The sequence below is a fragment of the Geomonas sp. Red32 genome (assembly GCF_023652955.1).
Lineage (GTDB): Bacteria > Desulfobacterota > Desulfuromonadia > Geobacterales > Geobacteraceae > Geomonas.
Map to the genome: position 1 here is coordinate 412,670 of NZ_JAKLOY010000002.1, position 24,889 is coordinate 437,558.

The 24,889-nt window shown below is 63.3% G+C and carries 20 protein-coding genes and 1 riboswitch; of the genes, 10 read left to right on the plus strand and 10 right to left on the minus strand.

Features of this window, described 5'->3' with window-relative positions; all coding sequences use genetic code 11:
- Nucleotides 1–35: 35 nt before the first annotated feature.
- Together rfbA and L4X63_RS08735 are read right to left on the minus strand one after the other, a co-directional pair.
- Complete coding sequence (rfbA, locus tag L4X63_RS08730) at nt 36–938, minus strand: glucose-1-phosphate thymidylyltransferase RfbA (protein ID WP_250678225.1); 903 nt, start codon at nt 936–938, stop codon at nt 36–38.
- Nucleotides 939–1,045: 107 nt separating this feature from the next.
- Nucleotides 1,046–1,423, minus strand: a complete 378-nt coding sequence (locus L4X63_RS08735; protein WP_250678226.1) for a hypothetical protein — start codon at nt 1,421–1,423, stop codon at nt 1,046–1,048.
- 220 nt (nt 1,424–1,643) lie between these two features.
- On the opposite strand from L4X63_RS08735, the gene L4X63_RS23615 reads away from it, so the two are divergent.
- From L4X63_RS23615 to L4X63_RS08750, 4 genes are all read left to right on the plus strand, one after another.
- Nucleotides 1,644–1,769 carry a hypothetical protein gene (locus tag L4X63_RS23615; RefSeq protein WP_284694547.1) on the plus strand — a complete coding sequence of 42 codons (126 nt, stop codon included), beginning with the start codon at nt 1,644–1,646 and terminating at the stop codon, nt 1,767–1,769.
- Nucleotides 1,770–2,005: 236 nt separating this feature from the next.
- Nucleotides 2,006–2,701, plus strand: a complete 696-nt coding sequence (gene sfsA, locus L4X63_RS08740; RefSeq protein WP_250678227.1) for a DNA/RNA nuclease SfsA — start codon at nt 2,006–2,008, stop codon at nt 2,699–2,701.
- 68 nt (nt 2,702–2,769) lie between these two features.
- Nucleotides 2,770–3,258, plus strand: coding sequence for a hypothetical protein (locus tag L4X63_RS08745; RefSeq protein WP_250678228.1), 489 nt, complete (start codon nt 2,770–2,772; stop codon nt 3,256–3,258).
- Nucleotides 3,227–3,661 carry an ATP-binding protein gene (locus L4X63_RS08750; protein ID WP_250678229.1) on the plus strand — a complete coding sequence of 145 codons (435 nt, stop codon included), beginning with the start codon at nt 3,227–3,229 and terminating at the stop codon, nt 3,659–3,661. Before L4X63_RS08745 ends, L4X63_RS08750 begins: the two co-directional genes overlap by 32 nt.
- Before the next feature lie 3 nt (nt 3,662–3,664).
- On the opposite strand, the gene L4X63_RS08755 is transcribed toward L4X63_RS08750, so the two are convergent.
- From L4X63_RS08755 to nudC, 8 genes are all read right to left on the minus strand, one after another.
- Entirely contained in the window at nt 3,665–4,132 is a 468-nt protein-coding gene (locus tag L4X63_RS08755) for a Csu type fimbrial protein (protein WP_250678230.1), read from the minus strand.
- Nucleotides 4,133–4,187: 55 nt separating this feature from the next.
- Nucleotides 4,188–6,704, minus strand: a complete 2,517-nt coding sequence (locus L4X63_RS08760) for a fimbria/pilus outer membrane usher protein (protein WP_250678231.1) — start codon at nt 6,702–6,704, stop codon at nt 4,188–4,190.
- Nucleotides 6,705–6,727: 23 nt separating this feature from the next.
- A complete protein-coding gene (locus tag L4X63_RS08765; RefSeq protein ID WP_250678232.1) occupies nt 6,728–7,540 on the minus strand; it encodes a fimbrial biogenesis chaperone in 813 nt (270 codons plus the stop codon).
- 113 nt (nt 7,541–7,653) lie between these two features.
- The gene (locus L4X63_RS08770; RefSeq protein ID WP_250678233.1) at nt 7,654–8,136 is read right to left on the minus strand and encodes a Csu type fimbrial protein; all 483 of its coding nucleotides are present in this window, start codon (nt 8,134–8,136) and stop codon (nt 7,654–7,656) included.
- 88 nt (nt 8,137–8,224) lie between these two features.
- Nucleotides 8,225–8,674, minus strand: a complete 450-nt coding sequence (locus L4X63_RS08775) for a spore coat protein U domain-containing protein (RefSeq protein WP_284694548.1) — start codon at nt 8,672–8,674, stop codon at nt 8,225–8,227.
- Between the two features lie 207 nt (nt 8,675–8,881).
- A riboswitch (cyclic di-GMP riboswitch) is annotated at nt 8,882–8,972 on the minus strand.
- 417 nt (nt 8,973–9,389) lie between these two features.
- The gene (locus L4X63_RS08780; protein WP_250678234.1) at nt 9,390–9,818 is read right to left on the minus strand and encodes a hypothetical protein; all 429 of its coding nucleotides are present in this window, start codon (nt 9,816–9,818) and stop codon (nt 9,390–9,392) included.
- A gap of 535 nt (nt 9,819–10,353) precedes the next feature.
- Complete coding sequence (locus L4X63_RS08785; RefSeq protein ID WP_250678235.1) at nt 10,354–13,716, minus strand: DEAD/DEAH box helicase; 3,363 nt, start codon at nt 13,714–13,716, stop codon at nt 10,354–10,356.
- A gap of 262 nt (nt 13,717–13,978) precedes the next feature.
- Nucleotides 13,979–14,833, minus strand: a complete 855-nt coding sequence (gene nudC, locus L4X63_RS08790; RefSeq protein WP_250678236.1) for an NAD(+) diphosphatase — start codon at nt 14,831–14,833, stop codon at nt 13,979–13,981.
- Nucleotides 14,834–15,010: 177 nt separating this feature from the next.
- Here nudC and L4X63_RS08795 point away from each other — a divergent pair, with 177 nt between their 5' ends.
- The 6 genes from L4X63_RS08795 to L4X63_RS08820 all read left to right on the plus strand — a co-directional run bounded on the left by L4X63_RS08795 (nt 15,011) and on the right by L4X63_RS08820 (nt 24,872).
- Nucleotides 15,011–16,039: an agmatine deiminase family protein gene (locus tag L4X63_RS08795; RefSeq protein WP_250678237.1), complete on the plus strand. Its 1,029-nt coding sequence runs from the start codon at nt 15,011–15,013 to the stop codon at nt 16,037–16,039.
- Between the two features lie 10 nt (nt 16,040–16,049).
- Nucleotides 16,050–16,931: a carbon-nitrogen hydrolase gene (locus L4X63_RS08800; protein ID WP_284694549.1), complete on the plus strand. Its 882-nt coding sequence runs from the start codon at nt 16,050–16,052 to the stop codon at nt 16,929–16,931.
- 73 nt (nt 16,932–17,004) lie between these two features.
- Nucleotides 17,005–21,171 (plus strand): DEAD/DEAH box helicase, encoded by a 4,167-nt coding sequence (locus L4X63_RS08805; protein ID WP_250678238.1) that lies wholly within the window; start codon nt 17,005–17,007, stop codon nt 21,169–21,171.
- Nucleotides 21,172–21,429: 258 nt separating this feature from the next.
- Complete coding sequence (locus L4X63_RS08810; protein ID WP_250678239.1) at nt 21,430–21,867, plus strand: VOC family protein; 438 nt, start codon at nt 21,430–21,432, stop codon at nt 21,865–21,867.
- Nucleotides 21,864–23,177, plus strand: coding sequence for a putative sensor domain DACNV-containing protein (locus L4X63_RS08815; RefSeq protein WP_250678240.1), 1,314 nt, complete (start codon nt 21,864–21,866; stop codon nt 23,175–23,177). The genes L4X63_RS08810 and L4X63_RS08815 overlap by 4 nt, the downstream gene beginning before the upstream one ends.
- 24 nt (nt 23,178–23,201) lie before the next feature.
- Nucleotides 23,202–24,872, plus strand: a complete 1,671-nt coding sequence (locus L4X63_RS08820) for a mucoidy inhibitor MuiA family protein (RefSeq protein WP_250678241.1) — start codon at nt 23,202–23,204, stop codon at nt 24,870–24,872.
- Nucleotides 24,873–24,889: the final 17 nt, after the last annotated feature.

The window sequence follows — 24,889 nt, forward strand, 5'->3', positions numbered from 1 at the left end:
TGTGAATTCCACCAGCAGTTCGAAAAATGGTACGGCTACTTCCTCTCCCCGCCGCACAGGGTGGTCTCGCTGTAGACCCGCTCCAGGTACTCGCGGTAGGAGGACTTGGGGGTGTTGTCGATCACCTCCCGCATCCTTTGGCAGTCGAGGAATCCCCTCCTGAGGGCGATCTCCTCGAGGCAGGCGATCTTCAACCCCTGCCGCGCCTCGAGGGTCCCGATGAAGTGGGAGGCCTCGAGAAGGCTCTGGTGGGTGCCGGTATCGAGCCAGGCGATGCCGCGCCCGAGCCTCTCCACGGAGAGTTTCCCCGCCTTGAGGTAGGCGAGGTTGACGTCGGTGATCTCGAGCTCGCCGCGGGCGGAAGGCTTCATGTTCCTGGCGATCTCGACCACGTTGCCGTCGTAGAGGTAGAGGCCGGGAACCGCGTAGTTGGACTTCGGCTTGGCCGGCTTCTCCTCGATGCTCAGCACGGTCCCGTCCGGGGCGAAGTCGACCACCCCGTAGCGTTCCGGATCCTGGACGTAGTAACCGAAGATCTTGGCGCCGCCGTCGAAATCGGCGATCAGGCGGTCCAGCCCGACCTTGCCGTAGAAGATGTTGTCGCCCAGGATCAGGCAGACCGGCTCGTTATCGATGAACTCCTCGCCGACCAGGAAGGCCTGGGCGATTCCCTTGGGCTCGGCCTGGACCGCGTAGGTCAGCTTGATCCCCCAGCGCGAGCCGTCGCCCAGAAGGGCCTGGAAACGGGGGGTATCATGGGGGGTGGAGATGATCAGGATGTCGGAGATGCCGGCCGTCATCAGGGTGGCCAGCGGGTAGTAGATCATCGGCTTGTCGTACACCGGCTGCAGCTGCTTGCTGGCCACCAGGGTCAGCGGGTACAGCCTGCTCCCGGCGCCACCGGCGAGTACGATCCCCTTCTTGATACCTTTCGCCATAACGCTCCCTCTGCCCCCGAGGCGGGGGTAAAATTCCCATTAACAAACCACTTTTTCTATCACATGAAAGCTGCCGCCGTCAAACACTTAAAACCGTAAACGGCGCGCTAGGAAAGAAGTTTCTCCTTGATCGCATCGGCGATCAGGCTCTCCTCGATTGCCTCGCGGACCCACGGCTCCTTGCAGCGGACAAGGACCCAGGCGGCCCCCTCGGCGACGGCGGGGATATCGCTCCAGAGGGCGTTACGCAGAGGACGGAGCTCCCGCGGGTCGGGAGTGCGCTTGTCGACCAGGCCGCGGCAGCCGGAGCAAAGAAGTGCGAGGTTCTCCGGGGCAGGCTCGTGGTCCGGCTGGTACTCCCACAGCTTGAGTCCCTCGTCGCCGCCGCACCATTCGCAATGGAAGCCGGCCCGCTTGCTGATGCTCTTGCCCAAGGCGTTGACCGCCTCGAGATGCTCCTTGTTGAGTTGACTCCCCTTGGCCATAGCGCACCCTCCTCATGAAGATTCAGCGGCCAGTCTAGCAGAATGGCGAAAGGAATCAAAGAGTTTCGGGGAGGGTGAAGCTGCGTGAAGGTGAGGCACGCGAACGGGACTGTCACAGCGGCAGCGGTCACAGTCATAGCTTTTTTGGGGAGGTGTTGCTAAAATTGTCGTAGAAGCATCTGATCCTGTTACTGGCACGGTCAGCATCGAGGAGGTATCCATGAACACCAGCATGTGCCCCAAATGCAAAGGAAAAGGGAAGGTCTTCAGCTCGTCCCGTCAGACCGGGTACGAGCAGATCGAGGTACCCTGCTCCTTGTGCAAAGGGTCAGGCAAGATGTCCTGATCCGGCAACCTGTTTCCCGACAAAAGAGCCCCCGCCCCGGCGGGGGTTTTTGTTGGCTCAGTCTATTTTAGTTCAGGCGCCGATTCAGCCATGAACGCACAACCTCCTGTCACGCTGTTCTTTTAGGTAGACAGAGGTTCCCGCCGGTAGTAAATTCCGGGCAATCCCGCCCTCGGTGCGGGAAGAAAGTACCACCAGGCGGCCGGTACCGGCCTGCCCCAAGGAGTTCCCACCGCGTGAAATTGATCGAACCCCTCTTCCACGGCACCCTGCTCCGCCGCTACCACCGCTTCCTGGCCGACGTGGAGCTGGACGACGGCAGCATGGTCACCGCCCATACCCCCAACACCGGAAGCATGATGGGGTGCGCCATCCCGGGGAGCCGGGTAATCCTTTCCAGAAGCCCCAACCCGGCCAGGAAGTACCCGCACTGCTGGGAGCTTGTCCACGCCGCCGGCCACTGGATCGGGATCAACACGATGTATCCCAACCGGCTGGTGAGGGAGGGGGTGGAAAACGGGACGGTCCAGGAGCTCTCCGGCTACCAGAGCATCAGGGGGGAGGTCCCCTACGGGACCGGCAGCCGCATCGACCTTCTGCTCTCCGGTCCCCAGGGAAACTGCTACGTGGAGGTGAAGAACGTCACGCTGGTCGAGGAGGGGAGCGCCCTCTTTCCCGACGCGGTCACCGCGCGCGGGCTGAAGCACCTGAAAGAGCTGATGGAGATGGTGCGCCAGGGGCACCGCGCGGTAAACTTCTTCGTCGTGCAGCGGGGGGACGGCGAGCGGGTGCGGCCGGCGGACGCCATCGACCCCGCCTACGGGGCCCAGCTCAGGGAGGCTGCCAAGGCGGGGGTGGAACTGCTCGCCTACCGCGCGCGGGTAACCCCGAACGAGATTTTCCTGGACCAACGGCTCCCCATCGCGCTCTAGGCCCGCCTCCGCCGGTTTGACAAAAACCGTTGGACCGCTACAGTTTAAGCGTTCAAAGGAGAAAGCGGATGAGAATTCCCCGGTTTACCATCTACTCCCGCGAAACAGGGGTCGAGATAGCGGCGGCCGAAAAGAGGCAGCAGGGGAAACCGGCGGAAGGGAGGGTGTCGCTGCGGTTCTTCCGGCTGGCCAGCGGGTCGCACCAGATTCGGTTTCTGGCCGAGCCGTGGGAGGCCTTCGAGCTCGCCCGCAAGGTCGCCGTGGTCCATGCGGCCGCCGGGAAGGAGTCCCTGACCCACAAGTTCGATGCGGGCGAGGGGGAAACGGTCACCAAGCTGAGCGTGGAAGGGTACGAAAGAAACGGCAAGAAGGGATTCGCCTTTTCCATTCAACGGGGTGAGGAGGCGATCAACGTCCCCGCTCCGGCTGGGGAGTTCCTCTTCGCCGCCGAATTTTTGAAGCACCTCGCCCTTGTCCAGTCATGGAGCGAACAGGGGGAGCAGAATACAGGAAGACGGGTACACCATGGTGAGCAAGACCCTGCATCTCAGCATTGACAGCAAGTTGAGCGACGTGGCGCTGATCGGGCATGCGGTCCGCGGGGTCTGCGCCTGCTCCCCCTTGGCCGAGGAGACTTACGGAGAGATGGAAGTCTGCGTGGTCGAGGCGGTCAACAACGCCATCTCCCACGCCTATAAGAACCAGTCGGGAAACTTCGTGGAGACCGCGGTCACCCTCCATCACGACCGGATCTCCTTCGAGATCTCCGACTCGGGGCGCGCCATCGAGGACTTCGCCCCCCGCACCCTCGAATTCGACCCCGAAGTGATCGGCTCCATCCCGGAAAACGGCATGGGGCTTTTTATTATCGAGACCCTGATGGACGAGGTCACCTACCGCTCAGAAAACGGCCGCAACACCCTCGCCTTCTGCCGCTACTTCCGGCAGCCCCAAGCCTGATCCCTACCAGGAAACGGTGACGGTCAGGGTATCGCTGTAGGACCCCACATACGCGTCCTGCCGTTCCGGAATTCTCCCATAGATGCCGGCATTGAGCGAAAGGTTCCGGGTCACGGTCTGGGTTATCACCGAGCTCCCCCCGGTCCCGTCTCCCCAGATGGTGGTCTTGGCGGGGTCGAGAAAGAGGTAGTAGTTAAGCCGCTCGCTCCCCCCGCTGCGGATCATCTGGCGCGGGTTGAAGGAGCCCCCCTGGCCGCTGCTGATCGCCACCGTTACCAGGATCGGCTTCCGGTCGGGATTGTTGCAGTTGAGCGCCACCGCCCCCTGCCCGTCCAGGGGAGATCCCGAGAAGACGTCGTAGCTGCCGAACCCGACCGGCGTCGTGGTCACGCTGCAACTGAAGGCGAAGGCTCCCCCAGCCGTCAGGCCGAGCAGCAGGAGCGCCATCGGAATACAACTCCACCTCTTCATAGCTTTCCTCCTCACCGAAGTAGCCCCCTCTTTTTCCATTCCCCAGTAAGACTCGTCACTTTTCACCCAGCCGCTCCCTGAGCCCCGGAGAGAAATCCCCCACCGTGATATCCCCGAGATCGACGATGGGATCCGGCGAAGCGGGGATGGTCAGGGTGACCGGGAGACGGGCGCCCCGGTACCTCACCATGCCGCGATAGCTACCGGGAGGAAGGAGCGCGTGCGCGGTGCCGCTTCCGGAGGAGCAGTCCCCTTCCCGGCCCCGCACCACCTCCTTGAACTCCGGAAGCTGGGTCACGTCGAGGAAGAACTCCCCGGATGGCGTGGTCTCGAAGCGTACCTTCCCCATCCCCACCGGCAGGACGACCTCCGCCGCATCGAGCGGTTGCAGCTTCCCATCCACCATGCCGCGCAGGGTCCCCGTGAAGGACTGGGCCGGCACCACCACGAAATTGACGCAGGAGCCGCTCCGTAAGGGGGGAGAAATCACCCGGGCCGACTGGGGGAAGTAGTAGGTGACCGGAATGTCGGTGTCCTTGAAGGAGATGCTGTTGTCGTTGTAGGAGCTCAGGGTGGGGAGGATCACCAGCCCGGAGGCATCGGTTTTCCCCATCTCCTGGGCGCCGTAACGGACGGCGACGCCATCGACCTCCCCGACCTTGACCGCGGCGAAGCTGTCGGTGACCGGCCTGGTGAAGGCGGTGACCCCGTCCAGCTTGACGAGCGCCCCGGAGAGGGCCAGCTGATACTGGTCGCTCCAGCGCCCGTCCCGCGCGACGCCGGTGCCTTCGGCCCGCACGATCCCGTAGCGGCCGTTGTACTGGAACATCGGGTTGAGGCTCTCCCCCGTGGTTCCGGTACCGTGATCCCTTTCCACCTGGACCCGGTACCCTACCCCTTCGCCGAGCGGCGGATTCTTCTGGAGCTGGAGCGTCTCGTTGCGGCTCCCCTCCCCTTCCTGCACCCGGGCGGTGACGCTCATGTCGCTCCGGGGGGCCCAGTTGAGCGCGGCGAAGAGCTGATAGCCGCTGCCGGTGTCGGAGTCGAAGATCCGCCGCAGGGAGAGGTTGAAGTTGAGGTTCCCCGGAAAGTCCTTGGAATAGCCGAGCGAGGCGCTCCGCTGGGGGCTCCCCGCATAAAGGGACTGCTCCTGCAGGTCGAAGGAGAACGATCCCGCGGCCGGGTAGGTGTATCCGAGGGAGAGCCCGGTGGTGTGCCGCACCTGCGGCGCCGAAAGGGCACCCAGCATCCGGTAGGACGGGGAGAAGTACTGGTAGAAGAGCCGGGCATTGAACCGGGGATCCAGGTACTGGTAGGAGAAATCCCCGCCGGTTCCCGGGCGCCCGCCGAAGCTCCCCGAGAGTGCCGCGCTCAGCACCCCGCCGCTCCAGAGCCTGAGCGAGGCCTGGGGGCCGAAATCCGCCACCCCCCTGCCGGCCTCTCCCCGGTAGCCGATGGTGAGGTAATCGCGGAAACCGTAGCGGTGGGAGGCCACCGCGGCGAGGCTCCCGTAGTCGTTACTCTCGGAGCCGAAGGACTGGCGCAGGAAACCGAGGTTGTAGCTGTAGTCGTTAAGCCCCGGTTTCAGCAAGAGCGCGTCGGCCGCGTAGTAGGGATAGCGGTAACGCTCCTCCCGGCCGAACTGGTCGCGCACCACCAGCTCCACTACCCCCGCTCCGCCGTAGGAGGTGAAGTTGTGGAACTGGAACTCCCCCGGGGCGACGTGCTCGGTGCGCACCTTGCTCCCGTTCACATAGACATCGACGTCGGAGGGGAGCCCCGCCTGGCCGCGGAAATCGAAGCTCGGGTAGGTGACGAAGTAGGGATCCATGCTGAGCACCTTGGAGACGCCGATCCCTGCCATGTTGACGCCCCCGCCGAGGGTTCCCGAGCTGGCGAAGAAATCGCCGAAGACGGTCCGCCTGAGGAGCGGACGTTCGTCGCGGGTGACGGAGGTGTGCAGCCGGAGAAATTGCCCGCCGTGCGGATCGTCGTTGAAAAGGGTATCGGTCAGAAAGAGGTAGTCGCCGTACCTCGCTCCGAGCTCGTTGGCCAGGCTGAAGTTCTGGAAGGTGGCCCCGGGAGCGCTGTTTACCTGCGCGCCGTAGTTGAGAAAAAGGCTCGTGTCCCGGGTGAGGACCGTTTTACGCGCCGGAGGGGAGGTATACTCGATCACCTTGCTGGGCAGCAGGGATGGGGTGGCGGTCAGTTTCAGGGTCAGGGTCCGTTCGTCGAGCGAAAAGGTAACCCCGGAGAGGGATTTGAGAGAGAGGTAGCTCTCCCCCTCGATGGTGACGCTCCCTTGCGCCGGGACCTGGAGCCCCGCGGCGGTAAGGTCCTGCGGGCGCAGCAGGAAATCGCCCTGCTCCGTGCGATGGACGAAGACCTCCCCCTTGTCCTCTCCGTTTAGAAAGAGCTGCAGCACCATCTGTTCGGCGGAGGCCGCAGTGGTGCAGAGCGCGAGAAGCAGGGTGAGAAGGGCCAGGGGCCAGGCGCGGCGGCGCCTTGTCGCGGCAACTTCGCGGCCCGATGACGGACTGGCTTTCGCGGTGTTACATCCCGAGGGAAACATCCGGGATCACTCCTGAATCGGCATCACGGCCGGCAATTGTTGCGGTCGACCTTGAGCTCGCTCTTCAGGGGAACTCCGGCGCGGTCCGCATCGCCGGTCACCACGATGGTTTCGCTGGCACGGCATCCCTCTTCCGGGACCGCAACGCTGAAGCTGCGGGTGGCGCCGTTCAAGACATACCAGCCATCGGCTTTCCTGCTGAAGGTGGTGGCGCCGGAAGCGTTCTTGCCGGTCACTTCGAGCGAGTTCACCCGGAAGTGCTGGTTGCCGTTGTTGGCCACCGCGACGGTCACCGTCCCCCCCTTGAGCTCCGCCTTGGAGATGCCGGCGGCATTGACCTCCTTGGCGGGGGTGATGAATATCGGGATGGCGAAGCGGATATTGACCGAAACGGTGGCGCCCATGGCAGCCTTTTTGTCTTCCGGGGACTGAAGCTTGGGAACCTCCTCGACGTAAAGCCGGAAGGTCCGCTCGCGGAGGACGGCGCCCCCCTTGAGTCCCAGCCGGATCAGCCGCTGGTCCTTGGGAGGTACGGTCAACTGTTTGGGGAAGAAGATGAGGTCGTTACTGTCGACGTAGCGATCGGCCCCGGTGGCGTCCTGGGTCCATTCGACCGCCTTCACCTGCAAAACCAGCGGGGTGTCGCCGTCGTTTTCCACGTTGACGATCCCGCTGCGGGCGCCCCGCTCGAAGAAGACCCGGATCGGCGTCACCCGCCACTCGCCGGCACAGGCCGGAGTATCGGGTAAGAAGGCGGGGAGGGAAAGGACGACCAGCAAAGGGGCGGTCAGCAGCCAGTTGGACAGACGCCGTACACGGGGAAAAAAGTGATGCATGGGAAGCCTCCAGCCACGGAACCGATTCGGGCAAGCATGTTTCTCTGCGGCTGCCGCACTCTAGCCGCAAAGACGGGAAAATGCAACCGTCACCTGCCGGTTTTCCAGCGGTATCAAGGGAGTATGTCGATGAGCACCGAGTCGCTGTAGGCACCCGCCGGAGCGGTGACGTAGGCGGAGGCCGCGATGGTGGCGGTGACGGTGAAGGAAGTAGGCTTCTTGTTGGTGGCCGCCTGGCTGGAAGGGAGGCTCAGACTGTAAGGGATCCGGTCGCTCCCGTTGGTGAGATAGAGCTGGTTGCTGGTGGCGGTCTCGACGATGACGGTCTTGCCGCCGGAACCGGTAAGCCCCGTGCAGGTAACGGTGAAGGTTACGGTAGCGGTCAACGGGGTGGCGGCGAGGGGGTTGATGGTGGGGAAGGCGATCGCGTAGGGACCACCGGTATCGAAGGTGCAGGTCCCTTTGCTGGGGGCAATCACCGCCGAGGCCTGCAACTGGGCCGCGGAAGTGGCCGCACCGGCGTTACCCGGGGCGCCGGGCAGCATGGCCGTCATGAGGACGGCGGCCGCCAGCGATATCCTTGTCCCGATACCCATAGTTAGCATCGCTCCCGGATGTGGGAAAAAAAGGGGGAGGGGAAGTTCCCCTCCCCCTCGACTCCGTCAAACAGCGAGTCCGAAAAGATTAGTAGTTGATGGTGACGACCAGGTTGCCGGTGTAGGCGCCGGCCGGAACGGAGGCGTAGGCGGTCTTGGCCACCGAGGCGTCGATGGTGTAGGTCTTACCGGCCACGGCACCGTCATTGGCGGGAATGGTCGGCAGCACCGGGGTGAAGGCGATGGTGTTGGTGCCGTTGAGCATGTTCACGGAACCCGGAGCGGTGAAGGTGTAGTTGGTCCCCTGGGTGCACTGAACGAGGATCTGGCCGGCGCCGGACTTGCTGCTGGCGGTGGTGGTGGCGCCGTCGAGGATCGGGTCGAGGGTGCCGAAACTGATGTTGGTGTTGGTGGAGGCGGTGCAGGAAGCGGCCACGGTGGCGCTCACGCTGACGGTGGCGGTGGTGGAGGCGGCGAAGGCGGAACCTGCGAAGGCGACCAGGGCTGCGGCGGTGACAACGGAAATCAGTTTTTTCATCGTTAATCTCCTTTTCTCAATTGATACAGGTGCACAGTAAAGGTTTATAGGCCTCGATAAATCTATCCCCTCACCTATGACTTCAAGAAAAACCGGCAAGGTACGAGATAGCGTGAATAAAAACAGAAAAGCCCGGCCTCAATGGAAGCCGGGCTACTCACTGTCCGGGCGCACCGGTGCCATAAAGCTGCACGACTTCACAAGCTCTTTGGCAACCCGGCTATCCGCTTCCCTGCTATGAGGAAACGGACCCGTGGCTTTGCGTCACTGGATTGCTCCAGTTTTGCCTTTGTCTAGAGATATGTTGGGGAAGAGCCATCCAACCCTCGCTCAAAGAGAGAGGTGGATTGGCGTAACAACCTAAAGTATTGGCGAAATAGTGTCAACTATTTTCATTAGGAGCAGGAACCGTGCCGAAACAGAGTGATACCAAAAGGGGCACTATTATCTCTATGAGATCATAAGCGATGTCCGTGAAAATACAGCACTTTGCCAGGGGGCGAAAAGAGGGGAAAATAGCGGACTTTATTAAAGAGATACCGGAGGGATGGCGGCGTAACAGACGGTTTTGTTAGGGGTAGTGGCGGGGAAAAGGAAAAAAATACGGGGTGGCCAGGGAAAAAGGCATGTACTGGCAGGAAAAGACGCTATTTCACCGGATCGGACGCCAAAAAACGTCACCGGGCGATGACGCATTTGGTCGCTTCGCCCGCCGTCAGATGACCGGAGTGATGCCGAGGGCGAGTTGATGGACCCCTCTCGGGGTGTCGGGGGAAAGTACGATGCGGGCGTCGAGCTTTCTCTCCACCCGGGCACCGATCCGGTAACCGGCGGGATCCAGGGTGAACGCGCTCGAAACGAAGTTCCCTTTGCCCGCCTCGCTGACCAGCACCCTCCCCTCGCCGAGGTTCTCGACCCCGACCGGCACTCCTCTTTCGAGGTTGGTCCTGAAGGATACGGTGACCGCACCGCTCAAATCTATATAGCCGCGGGCGACGTCCTCGTCGGCCACGTAGTAGGTCGCCGTCTGCTGCCTCGCGTCCAGGCTCACGTAGGGGAGAACGGCGGCCCCGACCCGCAGCGTGGTGGCGGCGGTCCCACCCCATGCGGCCGGCGTGACCAGCAGCAGAGCTAAAACGCTCATTATGGCAACAGTAGCCTTTCTCACGGCCATCCTCCCTGCCCTTTAGGAGCGAGAGTCGTACCGAAGCTAACTAGCTGTTTTTACGCCACTACCAAATCACGAACGCAAGCAAGAATGTGCAGAATCTGAACAGCATTTCCCCCTGGATCCACCAGGGGAGCGGTTTTTGGCCCATGTTCACCGAAAACCGCCAGCTGCTCAACAGTTGAACATACCGGACCCCTTCGGCCGCTCTCACGGTCAAAGAGAGATCCCGGATAGAGAGAACATGTCATTGCCCATAGTGGCGCGACCGGTTCCTTCGACTTACGATACTCAACGGTACTTTTATTATCTCACAACCCGGCTTTCTTTGAATGAGCAGATCATCGATGATCTTCCGCTATGCCCCTTCCCCTTTAAGAAGAAGGTCAGCATTGGGAACTCCATGTTGTAGAAGAAGAGGGAGGATTGGTCCCAGCGGAGGACGGTGGCGGGTCATCTAGAGTAAGGACAACGGGAAGGGTCTGCTATGACAGCGGGACGATGGCGGGAGTCAGCCGAGGAGGAATTCGAAGTCTTCTCTGCCAATGGCTCCGGTCCCCTCATGCTCGGCATCCTCGAGGAGCGCACGGTAGAGCTTCAGCTTCCGTTTCTTGAGCTCCATCATCTTCTCCTCGATGCTGTGGCGCATCAGGAGCCGGGTGATGGTGACCTGGCGCAACTGGCCGATCCGGTGGGCGCGGTCGGAAGCCTGGCTCTCCACCGCCGGGTTCCACCACGGGTCGAGGTGAAAGACGTAGGAGGCCTTGGTGAGGTTGAGCCCCTTTCCTCCCGCCTTCAGGGAGAGGAGGAACACGCCGGGCTCCTCGGAGCTCTGGAAACCCTCGACCAGCTCTTTGCGGCGGGAGATGGGGGTGGAGCCGTCGAGGCGCGAGGATACTATCCCCTGCTGGGAAAGCCCCTCCTCCACGAGATCGAGGAAGGAGGTGAACTGGGAGAAGACCAGCACGCTGTGCCCCTCGGCGAAGAGCTCCTCCAGCTGGTCGATGAGAAAGTCGATCTTGGGGGCGCGGTCCGGCGAGCGCGGGAGCAGCAGCCTCGACGACAGGCAGATCTGGCGGAGCTTCAAGATGGCGGTCAGCGCGATGATGCGGGCCTGGCCGGGAGCGTTGGAGCGGTAGGCCTCCGCCACCGTGGCCTTGACCTCGGCCACCGTCCTCACGTAGAGGGCCTTCTGGCGCGGGCTCATCTCGAGATAGATGTCGGTCTCCACCTTGGGAGGGAGCTCCGACCTGATCATGTCCTTGGCACGGCGCAGGATGAACGGATGGGTCCTGCGGGAAAGGGTCTCCATGAAACCTTCCCCGTCGCGCCCCATCTGCTTGCGGAACTGCTCGTAGGGGCCCAGCAGGCCGGGAAGCGCCAGGTCCATCACGGAGAAGTACTCGCCTAAGTGGTTCTCCACCGGGGTCCCGGTCAGGGTGAGCTTGAAGCGCCCCTTGAGTCTCCTCACCGCCCCGGTGGTCTCGGCGTGGATGTTCTTGATGGCCTGGGCCTCGTCGAAGACGATCACGTTGAACGAGAGTGCCGAGAGGTGCTCGATGTCGCGCTGGATGACGCCGTAGCTGGTCAGCACCAGGTCGAACCCGCCGAATTCGGCGCGGCGCCCCTGCCCCCGGTAGACCCCCACCTTGAGCGAGGGATAGAAACGGCCGATCTCGCTCTCCCAGTTGAAGATCAGGCTCGGGGGGACCACCACCAGGTGGGGGACCCCCTCGGGAAGCTCCGACTCGATCACCCCTTCCTGGAGACCGGCGATCAGCGCGATGGCCTGCACGGTCTTGCCGAGCCCCATGTCGTCGGCCAGACAGGCGCCGAAGCGGTGCTCGTAGAGAAAGGCGAGCCAGCTGTACCCTTCCCGCTGGTAGTTCCTGAGCACCGCCTTCAGCTTGGCAGGAACCGGGCGGGGGGGGATCCTCTCGAAGCTCATGAGGCTTTCGATGATCCGCTCGTCCTCCGGGGAGAGGAGGACCCGGACGCCGCTACGCCTGAGGATAAGCCAATCGAGGATCTGCAGGCGCGGCACCCTGACCACTTCGCGCTTGGGGTGGGCGGAGAAGAGGGCGAGCGCCCGTGCGCTCTCCTCGTCGAGAAGCAACATGGCGCCCCCCCTCCGGAAGACGCCGCCGCTCTTGATCGCCTCCATCAGTTCGCCCTCGTCGACCAGCTCCCCTTCGCAGCGGATCTCCGGACGGAGCTCGAACCAGTCGATGGTGGAGCGGGTGGCGTCCAGGGTGAAGGACCAGGAGACCGTCTCCAGCTCCTCTCCCCCCATGGCGAAGTGGAAGCCGGCGGCGGAGAGCTCGCTCCTGAGGGTCCCGATGTTCTTCATGAAGAGCTTGCGCTCCACCGCCATTTCTCCGGGGATCTCGGTGCCGGTGAAGATCTCCGGCCCCAGCAGATCGAAGGGGATCCGGAGAAGCCTCGCCTGGGCCTCGGCATCCACCGGCACCTGGACCCAGTGGCCGTCCACCACCTGCAAAAGGGTGCGCGGCTGGGTCAGGGACTGCCAGAAGGAGGTCACCATACGGCGCGCCTCGGCCTTGACGTTGCGCTTGCAGAAGTCGGGGCCGTCGAGAGCCAGGCGGACGATCCTCTCCTTGTCGGTGCGGCTGCCGCCGGCGAGGGTGGCGAAGCAGGCTTCCAATATGGAGGCGACCCGCTTCTTCGCCTTGAGCGGCTGGGGAAGCCGGGCGCGGCTGGCGGAGGGGAAGAACCAGAAGGTATCCCGCGACAGCTGGAACGGGGTATCCCCGGCCACCCCTTCGGCGACGAGCTGCACGTTCTCGGCGAGCTCCAGGATGTTAAGCCGGTAGCGAACGGGGAGCCCGGCGGCAACGCTTGGCCTCCCCTCCACGAAGAGGGCCCCCTTGTCGAAGAAGCGCCCATCCTCCGCCACCGTGTACTGGCTCTGGTTGAAGCAGGCGGCGGCGATCCTGAGCCCTTCCTCGTCCCGTTCCACGCACGGCTCCGGGACGAGCTGCAGGGAGGCAATGAGCCGGGTGAGATGACCGTTGGCGCTCTGCTCGTCGATCTTCTGGATGCGGCGCAGGGCGAGGTCCACCAGGTACCCTTCGCAGATGAAGCGGTCGCTGCCGAGCCCGTGCCCGTCATCGAGGGTCTTGGTGACCGCCACCTGGTCTCCTTGCAGGTCCAGGCGAAGGATCAGCGAGCGTTCGAGCGCGGCGTCGTAGACGAGCGGGACCGGTCCTTCCGGGGAGGCGAAGAGAACGGGATAGCGGGCGCCGAAGCGGGTGAGGAACTCCTCGACCGCCCTCCCCTTCATGAGGGGGTTGTACAAAAGGCGGAGGAATTCGCGGATGGAAGGGATCAGGTCCGGCTCCCACGGCACGAGCGGAACCCCGCTGCGGCAAAAGCGCAGCCGCCCGCCGTCCTCGCCGAGCTCAACCACCAGGGAATAGGCGGGCTCCTCGGTCATGACCGCAGCCGGGGCCGCCTGCGGGACGGAGGCAACCGTCCAGAGCTGGCCGGAAAGGGATCGCAGGTAGTCGGCGGGGAGGTGCAGCATGGGAAACGAGGGGGGGGAAAGGACCTTCTTGACGGTGGCGAGCGCAGCCACGAGATGCGGACAGCGCCCCCGGGGGCTCCAGACGCCGCAATCGCAGGTGGTGGAGAGTTCGCCCTGGGAAAGGGTGAGCGAGACGTCGACGGTCACGGCGTCCTTGATGCGGACGGTGAGCACGGAGCCGTCGCCGCTCCAGGAAAGCCCGGAAACAGGGGTCCTCTTGCACAGCTCGAAGCCGTTGAAGAGGTGGATCTTGTCCGCCAGCCTGTAGATCGCCGCCGGGGGCATCTCGAGAAGATGCCTCAGCAGCGGGTTGCCCCTATTGTCCATCTTCCGTGAACTCCCCTGAAGGTTGCCGAGCGAACGGTCCATGCTACCAGAAACAATGTCCCAATACAACAGCACAGCCTGGGGGATGTCGAAGTAATTACGGTGAGATGGGGGGCGAGGGGGGGGAAGGCGCGGGGCAAAAAAAAAGGGACGGTTTTACCCGTCCCGGAAAAGGAGACCCTGGAGAAACTCTGAACTCCTAGGTTCATAAATACGTATCGGGTCCCGTTCTCATTACTTTAGGAATTTTTTCCGGCCAATCTCATTTTCCGGACTTTCCCTTGCCGAGCGCATGGTTATCGATGATCCAGCGGGCGATGCTGCGCTGCGGCGGCAGGGAGTCCGGCATTTTTTCCCGGGTGAACCAGCCGGCGTCTTCCAGTTCGTTCCCGTCGATCTCGATCTCCCCGGAGACGTAATCGGCGACGAAACCGGCCATCAGCTGGCTCGGGAAGGGCCAGTTCTGGCTCCCGACGTAGCGGGCGTTGGTGACCTTGATGCCGGTCTCCTCCAGGACTTCACGCTCGACGCACTCCTCGAGCGACTCCCCGAAGTCTACGAAACCGGCCACGAGGCTGTAACGGCCGGCGGCCCATTCCGGTTTGCGTGCCAGCAAGAACTCGTCGCCCCGCTTGACGAGCACGATGACGCAGGGATGGATGTGGGGAAAATGCTCGTGGCCGCAGCCGCCGCACTTCTTGCCCCACGAGAACGGGATGCGCGTCGTGGAACCGCCACAGCGGGAGCAAAGCGAGCTCAGGCGTTCCCAGAAGACGATCTGGCGGGCCAGTCCGTAGAGGGTGGCGAGATCGTCGGGAAGCTCCATCCACTGGATGGCGGCGAATCCTTCCGGAAGCTGGGCATCGCGGGAGACGGTGGCCACCCGGACCGGCCTGCCGTCCCACTCGCCGAAGACGATGGGGCCGGAGGCTATCGCCAGTTCGGCGGGAAGGAGGCCGGCGTAGAGGCCGCCACCGGCAAGCACCAGGGAATCCCCCTGCACGAGGGCCCAGTACCCCTCCTCCGCCGTTTCCAGTTCGCCCGGTTTTCTCTGCACGAAACGGGAACGGATGATTTCGCCGTTAAAGGGAAGGTTGACCGTCTCGGGAAAGGCCATTGCTCACTCCTCGGGTTAGTATTTCCAGCCCCGGCATAATACGGCCATCGGCGCCCGGACGCAACCCCTTCGCCTCCCGTATACGCGGGCTCTTTGCTCCCCCTTTTGGCTTGCATAAAACAAACGGCGTATGCTAATCATTCTCGTTCAGCCATTTACACGAAAAGAGGATGTAACGTGACCATCAGAAGACTTCCGGCCGAGTGGGAGCCCCAGGATGGGGTGCTTTTGGCCTGGCCGCACGAAGAGAGCGACTGGCACCCGTACCTGGACCGCGTGGAGCCGGTGTTCGACCGGATCGCCGCCGAGATAAGCCGGTTCGAGCCGGTCGTCATCGCCGCCCCGGATCCCGCCTACGTCACCTCCCGGCTCGCCCGTTGCGGCGCCGACCTCTCCCGCGTCAGGGTCTACCAGGTCGAGACTAACGACACCTGGGCCCGCGACTTCGGCCCCATCACCGTCCAGGACGACGGCGTTCCCCGCCTGCTCAACTTCGGCTTCAACGGCTGGGGGCTCAAGTTCCCCTCCGACCTCGACAACCGGATCAACCGCAAGCTCCAGGGGCACGGGGTCTGGAAGGCCCCGCTGGAAACGGTCGGGCTGATCCTCGAGGGGGGAAGCATCGAGAGCGACGGCGAGGGGACCATCCTCACTACCGAGGAGTGCCTCCTCAACGATAACCGCAATCCGCACCTGACCCGCGACGAGCTGGAGCAGGAGCTGCACGGCCTCTTCGGGACCGACCGCTTCCTTTGGCTCGCCAACGGCTACCTGGCCGGCGACGACACCGACTCGCACGTCGATACCCTGGCCCGCCTCTGCCCGAACGACACCATCGTCTACGTTACCTGCGACGACCCGGACGACGAGCATTTCAACGCGCTCTCGGCCATGGAGGCAGAGCTCAAGGCCTTTACCACCAGGGAGGGTAAGCCGTACCGGCTGATCCCCCTCCCCTGGCCCCACCCCTGCTTCGACGAGGAAGGGACCCGGCTCCCCGCCACCTACGCCAACTTCCTGGTGGTGAACGGCGCGGTGCTGGTCCCCACCTACCAGGACAAAAAGGATACCGCCGCCCTGGAGGCGATCGGCCGCGCCTTCCCGGAGTGTGAGATCGTCGGGATCGACTGCCTGCCGCTTATCCTCCAGCACGGATCGCTGCACTGCGTCACCATGCAGCTGCCTGTGGGAACGCTGAAAATCTGAGGGAGAAACCATGGAAAAACTGAAGGTCGCCCTGGTGCAGCAGGGGCTTCGCCAGGACCGCGAAGCGAACATAGAGGCAAGCGCCGCCGGCATCCGCAACGCCGCCCGCGAGGGGGCGCGGCTGGTGGTGCTCCAGGAGCTCCATACCGGGAGATACTTCTGCCAGACCGAGGAGACCGGCTGCTTCGACATGGCCGAACCGGTTCCGGGCCCCTCCACCGAGTACTTCGGAAAGCTCGCCAAGGAGCTCGGAGTGGTGATCGTCACCTCCCTGTTCGAACGGCGGGCACCCGGGCTCTACCACAACACCGCCGTAGTGCTGGAGGCGGACGGCAGCATCGCCGGGAAGTACCGCAAGATGCACATCCCCGACGATCCCGCCTTCTACGAGAAGTTCTATTTCACCCCCGGCGACCTCGGCTTCGAGCCGATCAGGACCTCGGTGGGATCGCTCGGCGTGCTGGTCTGCTGGGACCAGTGGTACCCCGAGGCGGCGCGGCTGATGGCGCTGGCCGGGGCGGAGCTCCTCATCTACCCGACCGCCATCGGCTGGGACCCGCGCGACGTCCCCGATGAGCAGCAGCGCCAACTCGACGCCTGGGTGACCGTCCAGCGCGGGCACGCGGTCGCCAACGGCATTCCGGTCCTGGTGGCCAACCGGGTCGGGCTGGAGAACGATCCCAGCGGCCAGGGCGCGGGCATCCAGTTCTGGGGCAACAGCTTCGTGGCCGGGCCACAGGGGGAATTCCTCGCCCGGGGAGGCGAGCAGGAGGAGTTGCTGCTCGTCGACATTGACCGCCGCCGCAGCGAAGACGTCCGGAGGATCTGGCCCTTTCTCCGCGACCGCCGCATCGACTACTACGGAGATCTCGTCAAGAGATACCGGGATTAACAACCCAACGCCCTCCCCGGCCAGCCCCTCCCCCCGGAGCAGGCTGGCCGGGGAGGGAGGCTAAGGAGCTCCCTTGCCGCCTGTCCCCGCCCCTGATCGAAAACTTCTCGAAGCCTTCGCACGCTGCACGCCGATCCAGCGAAGCGTGGTGCAGCTTCTCTCCGTCATCTACGCTCCCGTCCCCAAAACCACCCTGCTCAACCTCGTCCGCACCTTGCAGCTCCGCATGCCGGACGGGAAACTGCTGAACGGCATCACCCTCTCCGAGGCGCTCGACCAGCTCAAGCGGCTGAAGCTCGTCCGCTCCGCCCACGACGGGTTCCGCTGTGATCCCTCCCTCATGCACCACGCGACGCTGAGCGCCCAGGCGGACCAGACGTTCGAGCCGATGGCCACCACGGCACAGCGGGAGATCCCCATGGTGTCGGAATGGGGAGGGCATTACTACCGCACGCCGCTCCAGGCCCTCCGCGACATCCGGATCGCCGTCCACCGCAGGGATGTCGATGCGTTTTTCCAGGCGCTGGAACGTTACGAGCGGCAGTTCCCCTACGACGCCGATACCGAACGGATATTCGCCGCCATCTGCAACGCCCCCTTCGATCCGGAATGGTTCCGCTCGCTGCCGCTGCCGGTCAAGGCCATCGCACTCAGGGCCATGCTCGTACCGGCGCAGGAGTCGCTGCTGCCGTCCAGAGAGCAGTTCCAGGCCCTCGAGGAGATGGTGACGGGGAATCCTCTCATGCCCGGCAGCGATCTTTACTGCCTGGAACTCTTCCTCAGGGGACGGCTGGCCGAAGCCATCGAGGCGTGCCAGCCGCTTTCCACCTCCGTACAGGCGGCCGTCGCAGGCGCGCTCGCTCTCATACGGGGAGGACGCCGGGAGTCCATCGAACTCTTCGAAGCGGCTCTCACCCTGCTCAAGAAGGAGACCGGAAAGCGGAAGATCTTTTTCGACGACATCACGGGCCCCATCTACCTGGTGGCCCTGCTCGGATCGGGAGACGAGGCGCTTCTCAAACGCGCCGGGGATTACTGCACGTTCGTCACCAAGAAGAAGGAGTGGCCCCACCAGACCGTCTACCAGGTCCTCGAGGATGTCATCAAGGAGCTCAGGGGCGAGCGGGGCGGGAAGCGCTCCCTGGAGAACAACATCTACCGGGCTGCCACCTCTCCCCACGTGGCTTTGTTCCTCACCCTGGCGCTTCACTGGTGCGATTCCAAGCTCGCCAAGGTGGTAGCCGAAACGCTTCCCACCCTGGCCAACCAGGCACAAGAGACGGGCTACCAATGGCTGGCGGACGAACTCGCCCTCACCGCCTCCACCTGCGGTGTCGAGGTCGGCCGCGCCGGAAAGATCCGCCAGCATTACCATGACTGCCAGCTCGTCCCCCTGGCCGACTGCGTCGAAAAGATCGAGTTCTGGGAGAACGCGCTCGCGGCCCTGATGAAACTCACCTCGCCGGAGAAGGATGTCCCCGCAACACCGGCCGGCACTATACGCCTCATCTGGCACTGCGATTACGAGGGGCGCCACCTCGAGGTCACCCCGCGGGAGCAAAAGCAGGGGGCTTCCGGCAAATGGAGCTCAGGCAAGAATATTTCGCTGAAACGGCTGGCAGAGGAGCCGGAAAAGCTTGGATTCCTGAGCGACCAGGACCTGAAGGTCTGCAGCTGCATCAGGAAGCAGCGGGAAGCGGGGAGCTACTACGGCTACGGCCGGGAGGTCTACCGGCTGGACCTCGACCAGGCGCTCCCGCTTCTGGTTGGCCACCCCTACACCTACCTGGATGCCGCCGGTACCGTCCGCCTGGAACTCGTACGGGGCGAACCGGAACTCCAGTTCACCGCCGCGGGGAACCGCTACCAGCTGAGCATCTTCCCCCCCTTCGAACCGGACCAGAAGATCTACCTTCAGAAGGAGAGCCCTACCCGGCTGAGGATATTCGAGGCCCGCGAAGAGCACCACAAGATCGCCGCGGTGCTCGGCAAGGGGCTTACCCTTCCCGCCAAGGCGCAGCACAAGGCGCTGGAGGCGATCAACTCGCTCTCCTCCCTCCTCACCGTCCACTCCGATATCGGGGATGCGGCGGCCCAGCAGGTCGAGGGGGATGCCACCCCCTGCTTCCACCTCCTTCCGTACAGCGCCGGGATCAAGCTGGAACTGCTGGTGCGCCCGTTCTCCCAGACCGGGCCCTACTTCCGGCCCGGAGGAGGCGGGGAGACCATCATGGCCGAGATCGAGGGGAAGAGGCTTCAGGCGAAACGGGACCTCCGGCTCGAGGTCCGCAGGGCGGCGGACGCGGTGGCCACACTCACCGAGCTTCCGGAAAGCGAAGAGAGCGACAACGAGTGGCTGATCCCTTCCCCGGACCGGGCGCTGGAGGTGGTTTTCCAGCTCAAGGCCCTGGGGGACACGGTGCGGGTGGCCTGGCCGGAAGGGGCGAAATTCAGGGTGAAGATGGAGGCGTCCACCGGGCACTGCAAGGCCTCCATCAGGCAGTCCAAGGATTTCTTCGAACTGGAAGGGGAGCTCAAACTCGACGAGGGGCTGACCCTGAGCCTCAGGCAACTGGTGGACATGGCCAGGGAGGGGCACGGACGCTTCGTTCCGCTGGGAGACGGCGAGTTCCTGGCCCTATCCGCCCAGCTGCGCAAACGGCTGGAGGAGATCGCCGCCTTCGCCGACCTGCAGGGAAACGCCTTCCGCTTCCACCCGCTGGCCGCTTCCCTCTTCGAGGAGTTCGCGGAGGAGGCTGGAGAGCTTTCCACCGACAAGAAATGGCAGGAGCAACTGCGGCGGCTGCGGGAGGCGCGCTCTTACGAGCCGCAGGTCCCCCCTACCCTCAAGGCGGAGCTTCGGGGGTACCAGGAGGAAGGGTTCGCGTGGCTGAACCGGCTCTCCCGCTGGGGGGTCGGGGCCTGCCTCGCCGACGACATGGGGCTTGGCAAGACGGTCCAGGCGCTCGCCCAGATCCTGACCATGGCGGGAAACGGCCCTTCCCTCGTGGTGGCCCCCACCTCGGTCTGCCTCAACTGGGAGAGCGAGATCAGAAAATTCGCCCCCACCCTCAACGTGGTGATGTTCGGCGGCAGCAAGAGGGAAGAGAGCCTGAAGGCGCTCAAACCGTTCGACCTGGTGGTCTGCAGCTACGGTCTCCTCCAGCAGGAGGCCGAACTGCTGGCGGCGGTCCACTGGCAGACCATCGTGCTGGACGAGGCGCAGGCGATCAAGAACATGGCCACCAAGAGGAGCCAGGCCGCCATGGAGCTCCGGGGCGAATTCAAGATGGTGGCGACCGGGACCCCCATCGAGAACCACCTCGGGGAACTCTGGAACGTCTTCAGGTTCATCAATCCGGGGCTTCTAGGATCGCTCAAACAGTTCAACGTCAAGTTCGCCTCCCCCATAGAGAAGACGGAGGACAAGAAGGCGCGGGTGCGGCTTAAAAAGCTGATCCAGCCCTTCATCCTGCGCCGGACCAAGAACCAGGTGCTGGAGGAGCTCCCGCCGCGCACCGAGATCACCGTCCGGGTGGAAATGGGGAAGGAAGAGGCCGCCCTTTACGAGGCGATGCGCCGGAGCGCCCTGGACAATCTCGCGGGGATCGGGAAGGTCGAGGGGAAGGGCGAGCTCCACATGAAGATCCTGGCGGAGATCATGCGGCTGCGGCGGGCCTGCTGCAATCCGCGCCTGGTGCTTCCGGAGAGTCCCATCCCGAGCGCCAAGCTGGCCGCCTTCGGCGAGATCCTGGAGGAACTCAAGGAGAACCGCCACAAGGCGCTGGTCTTCAGCCAGTTCGTCGGGCACCTGACCATCATCCGGGAGTTCGTGGAAAGATGCGGGATCTCCTACCAGTACCTCGACGGGAGCACCCCGCCCGCGGAACGGAAGAGGAGCATGGACGCCTTCCAGGCGGGCGATGGAGACCTTTTCCTCATCAGCCTCAAGGCCGGCGGGGTCGGCTTGAATCTCACCGCCGCCGACTACGTCATCCACATGGATCCCTGGTGGAACCCGGCGGTCGAGGACCAGGCCTCGGACCGGGCCCACCGGATCGGCCAGCAGCGGCCGGTCACCATCTACCGGCTGGTCGCCAAGGGGACCATCGAGGAAAAGATCGTCAGCCTCCACCAGCACAAGCGCGGCCTGGCTGACAGCCTGTTGGAAGAGAGCGATCTCTCCGGAAAGATGTCCGCGGACGAGCTCCTTGCGCTTTTGAGGAGCGACGCCAGGTAACCTCCCTCTACGGTCATCCCCCCTCCCCTTGAGGGGGGGGGCAAGGGGGTGGGGGAAGGTTCCACGGAGTGCCGAAGCCAGCCTCCCCCTCACCCTAACCCTCCCCCTCAGGGGGGGGAGGGAACTTAGTGGTTGCCTGTCCCCTGGCAATGAGACTGAAAAATTGAATAATCTCCTGCTGATATGCTATTGTGCCATCGCCGATTCCCGGTAGAATTTCAGGAAGACGACTCACCGACTGTCTCCGAAAGGCATAAAATGATCGAACGGATGGACCATCTGAACATCGTTGTCACCGACCTCGATGCCGCCCGCAACTTCTTCTCTCTCTTCGGTTTCACCGAAGGCATAAGCTCCCATCTCGATACCTCATTTCTTGCCAGCCTCACCGGAATCTCCGGTGCCCGCGGCAAATTCGTCGCTCTCCATCATGCCGGATCGAACCTGTCGATCGAACTGTTACAGTTCGACGGCGGCTCGAAGCCTGCGGCTGGCATCGGTTTGGCCGACCGCATCGGCTTCAGACATCTCGCCTTCGCGGTGACCGATCTGGAGTCGGAGGTTGCCCGGCTGAAAGAGCACGGGGTGTCCTTTTTGAGCGACATCAGGGTGTGGGAAAAGACCGGGAAAAAGCTGATTTACCTCTACGGGCCCGACGGCATCCTGCTCGAACTGGCCGAATACCCCCGGCCATGAGCAGCCGGAACAAGACTCCGCGGCACCTGGCCGAATCGGTCTGCGCCGAGCTTCGCAAGCGCCATCTCTCCTTCCCCAACGAGCGGGTCATCACCGATCTCTTCGAGACCATGTACTTCTCCAGCCTGAGGACCGAGGAGTCGGAACCGGTCAAGTTCCACATGGTTTTCCTCGATCCCGGCGTCCCGGACCCCAAGCCACCGCGCAACCCGATGAAGGACCGGTGGTGCTACGTCCCGTTCGAGGAGCCGATCGCCTTCGAGGTCTCCAACCTGGTCAAGATCGCCAAGTCCTCGGAGCTCCGCACCTCCTCGTTCGTCGTCTGGCCGGACAGGGACGGCAAGCTCCTGATCTGGGGGCTGGTGGACCAGCAAAACCTCTTCCACAAGTTCCTCAACCGCAGCGCGGAGATCCAGCCGGACCGCCCGGGGCTCTTCCAGGCCAGCGTAGAGGGAACCGGCGTGGTGGTGGTCTACATCCGCTACGAGAAGGTCGCCGAGCTCCGCATCAACGAGCTCATCCGCAACGCCCTCGACATCTTCCGGGAGAGCCCGGTCAGGAACCTCCTCACCACCGGCATCGAGAGTTACCTGGCCGCGGTACGGGCCCACATCGCCAACGACATGTACGCCGGTCCCCACCTGGACGAATTCCATACCCAGCAGTGGCTCTCCGTTCTTTGCCGGATCCTTTTGAGAATCCAGAAGATCAAGAAAGGGGGCGCCATACTCATTACCCCGACCCTCGACACACCCGATCTCAACATAAAGTACCGGATCAACTATGACCGGCTCCGCACGGCCCTCACCACCAACGCGATCACCAAGATAAAGTCGGATTTTCTGGAGAAGAGTGTGCTTGGGGCTGCCGAGGCGAAGGACCGGGAGATCCCGTCGCAGAAGTTTCTCCAATTGAGAAAGTTCGAGAAGGATCTCAGGGCCAACAAGAACGAGATCGACGGCGTCATCTGGTTCGTCGCCATCCTCACCAGGGTGGACGGGCTGGTGGTTATGGACCGCAGCCTCGACGTGAAGGGATACGGAGTGGAGATCATGACCTCCCAGGAACCGGCCAACCTCTATCTCGCCACCGACCGGATGGCCACTCCTTCCAAACTGAAACCGGTCAGCTACACCCACTTCGGAACCCGCCATCGCTCGATGATGCGTTACTGCTTCCAGCACCCCGGCAGCATCGGCTTCGTCATCTCGCAGGACGGGGAAGTGAGGGTCATTACCAAGGTCGAGGACCGTCTGATCCTCTGGGAGAACATCAAGCTGAAGTACTACACATATGCATCAAAGAAATAGCTCACACACAAAACGAGGCTGACTATGAAAAGTGGCATTGGAGTAGTATCGCTGTTTCTGGTTCTCACCCTCCCCTTCCCGGCATTGGCGGCAGACCATACGGTCAAAGCATCCTCCCGCATCACATCGGTCACCGTTTATCTCGACCGGGCCCAGGTCACCAGACACACAAACGTGCAGCTGAAAGCGGGCGGCAATCTGGTCACCTTGGAGGGACTTCCCCAGACGATGGTGGAGAAGTCGGTCAGGGTGGAGGGGGAAGGCCCGGGGACGGCCAAGCTGGAGGGGATCTCCGTCAAGAAGGTCTTTCTGGAGAGGGTGCAGGAGCAACGTATCCACGCCCTGGAAGACGAGATCACTAGGCTGACCGCGCAGGTGCAGGCGATCGACGCCCGTAAGAAGGGACTCGCCGCCCAGGAAGCCTTTCTCCAATCGATCAAGGTCGGCTGGGGCGAACGCATTTCCAAAGAGCTTGGAGCCGGTAAACCATCCGCCGCGGAGCTCGGGGAGGCATCCCGGTTCGTGGGCGAAGGGGTAGGCAAGGTCCAGGAGCAGTTGTTCCAGGCGGAAGCGTCCAAGAAACCGCTGCTGGAAAAGATTGAGGCGCTGAGGAGGGAACTCGAGCAGACCAAGGGCGAAGGGATGAAGGAGGCCAACAGCGTCCAGGTGGCCATCGATGCTGACCGGGAGATGACCTTCTCGATGGATCTGAGTTATCTCGTGATGGGGACCCAGTGGGAGCCTAACTACGATCTGAGGCTGGCTGCCGACGGTAAAGAAGCGGAGATAACCTACCGGGCCCAGGTATGGCAAAACACGGGCGAGGACTGGCCAGGGGTAAAACTGGCGCTTTCCACCGCCAATCCCGAAGTGGGAGGAGCGCCGCCGGAGCTGGCGCCGTGGAACGTCTCCTTCTATGAGCCTCCGCGGATCGTCGCCTACGAGGAGGATTTGCGGCGGTCCGAAGCGGTCCAGAGGTACCAGGCGGAAACGGGCCGGGTGGCTCTCGGAGCGGCACCACCCATGCCGGCCCTGGCGCCGATGGCGAAGGCTGCGCCGATGGCGGCTCAGGTCCAGGAGGGACAGACCTCCGTCCTGTTCGCCATCGCCCGCCCGGTCGACGTCCCCACCGACGGCTCGCATGCCGGAACCGTCATTGCGGTCAACCGCGTGCCGGTGGCTGCTGAATACGTCACCGTTCCGAAGCTTATGCCCAAGACGTACCTGAAATCGGAGGTGGTGAACAATACCGCGTATCCCCTCCTCCCTGGCGAGGCGAACATCTTCAACGACACGGTCTTCACCGGGAAAACGAATCTGAAGAACATCGCTCCCGGGGAGAAGTTCGACCTCTTCCTTGGGGCCGACGACCAGATCAAGGTCAAGCGGGACGTCACCAAGGTGAAGAAGAAAGGTGGGCTTTTGGGAAGCAGCAGCGTGAGCTACCACATCGCGGTGGAGTTGCAGAACTACAAGAAACGCCCGGTGACGGTGTCGGTGCTCGACCAGCTGCCGATCGCCGGCAACGCCGAGATCAAGGTGAATCTGGAAGAGCCGAGCATGAAGCCGGCCGAGACCAAGAGCGACGGCACCCTGATCTGGAAGCTGGATCTCACGCCCGGCGAAAAGAAAAAGCTCACCTACGACATCGTGATCGAGTACCCCAAAGACCGCGAGCTGACCGGGCTTCAGTAGAAGCTCCCATCCCCACC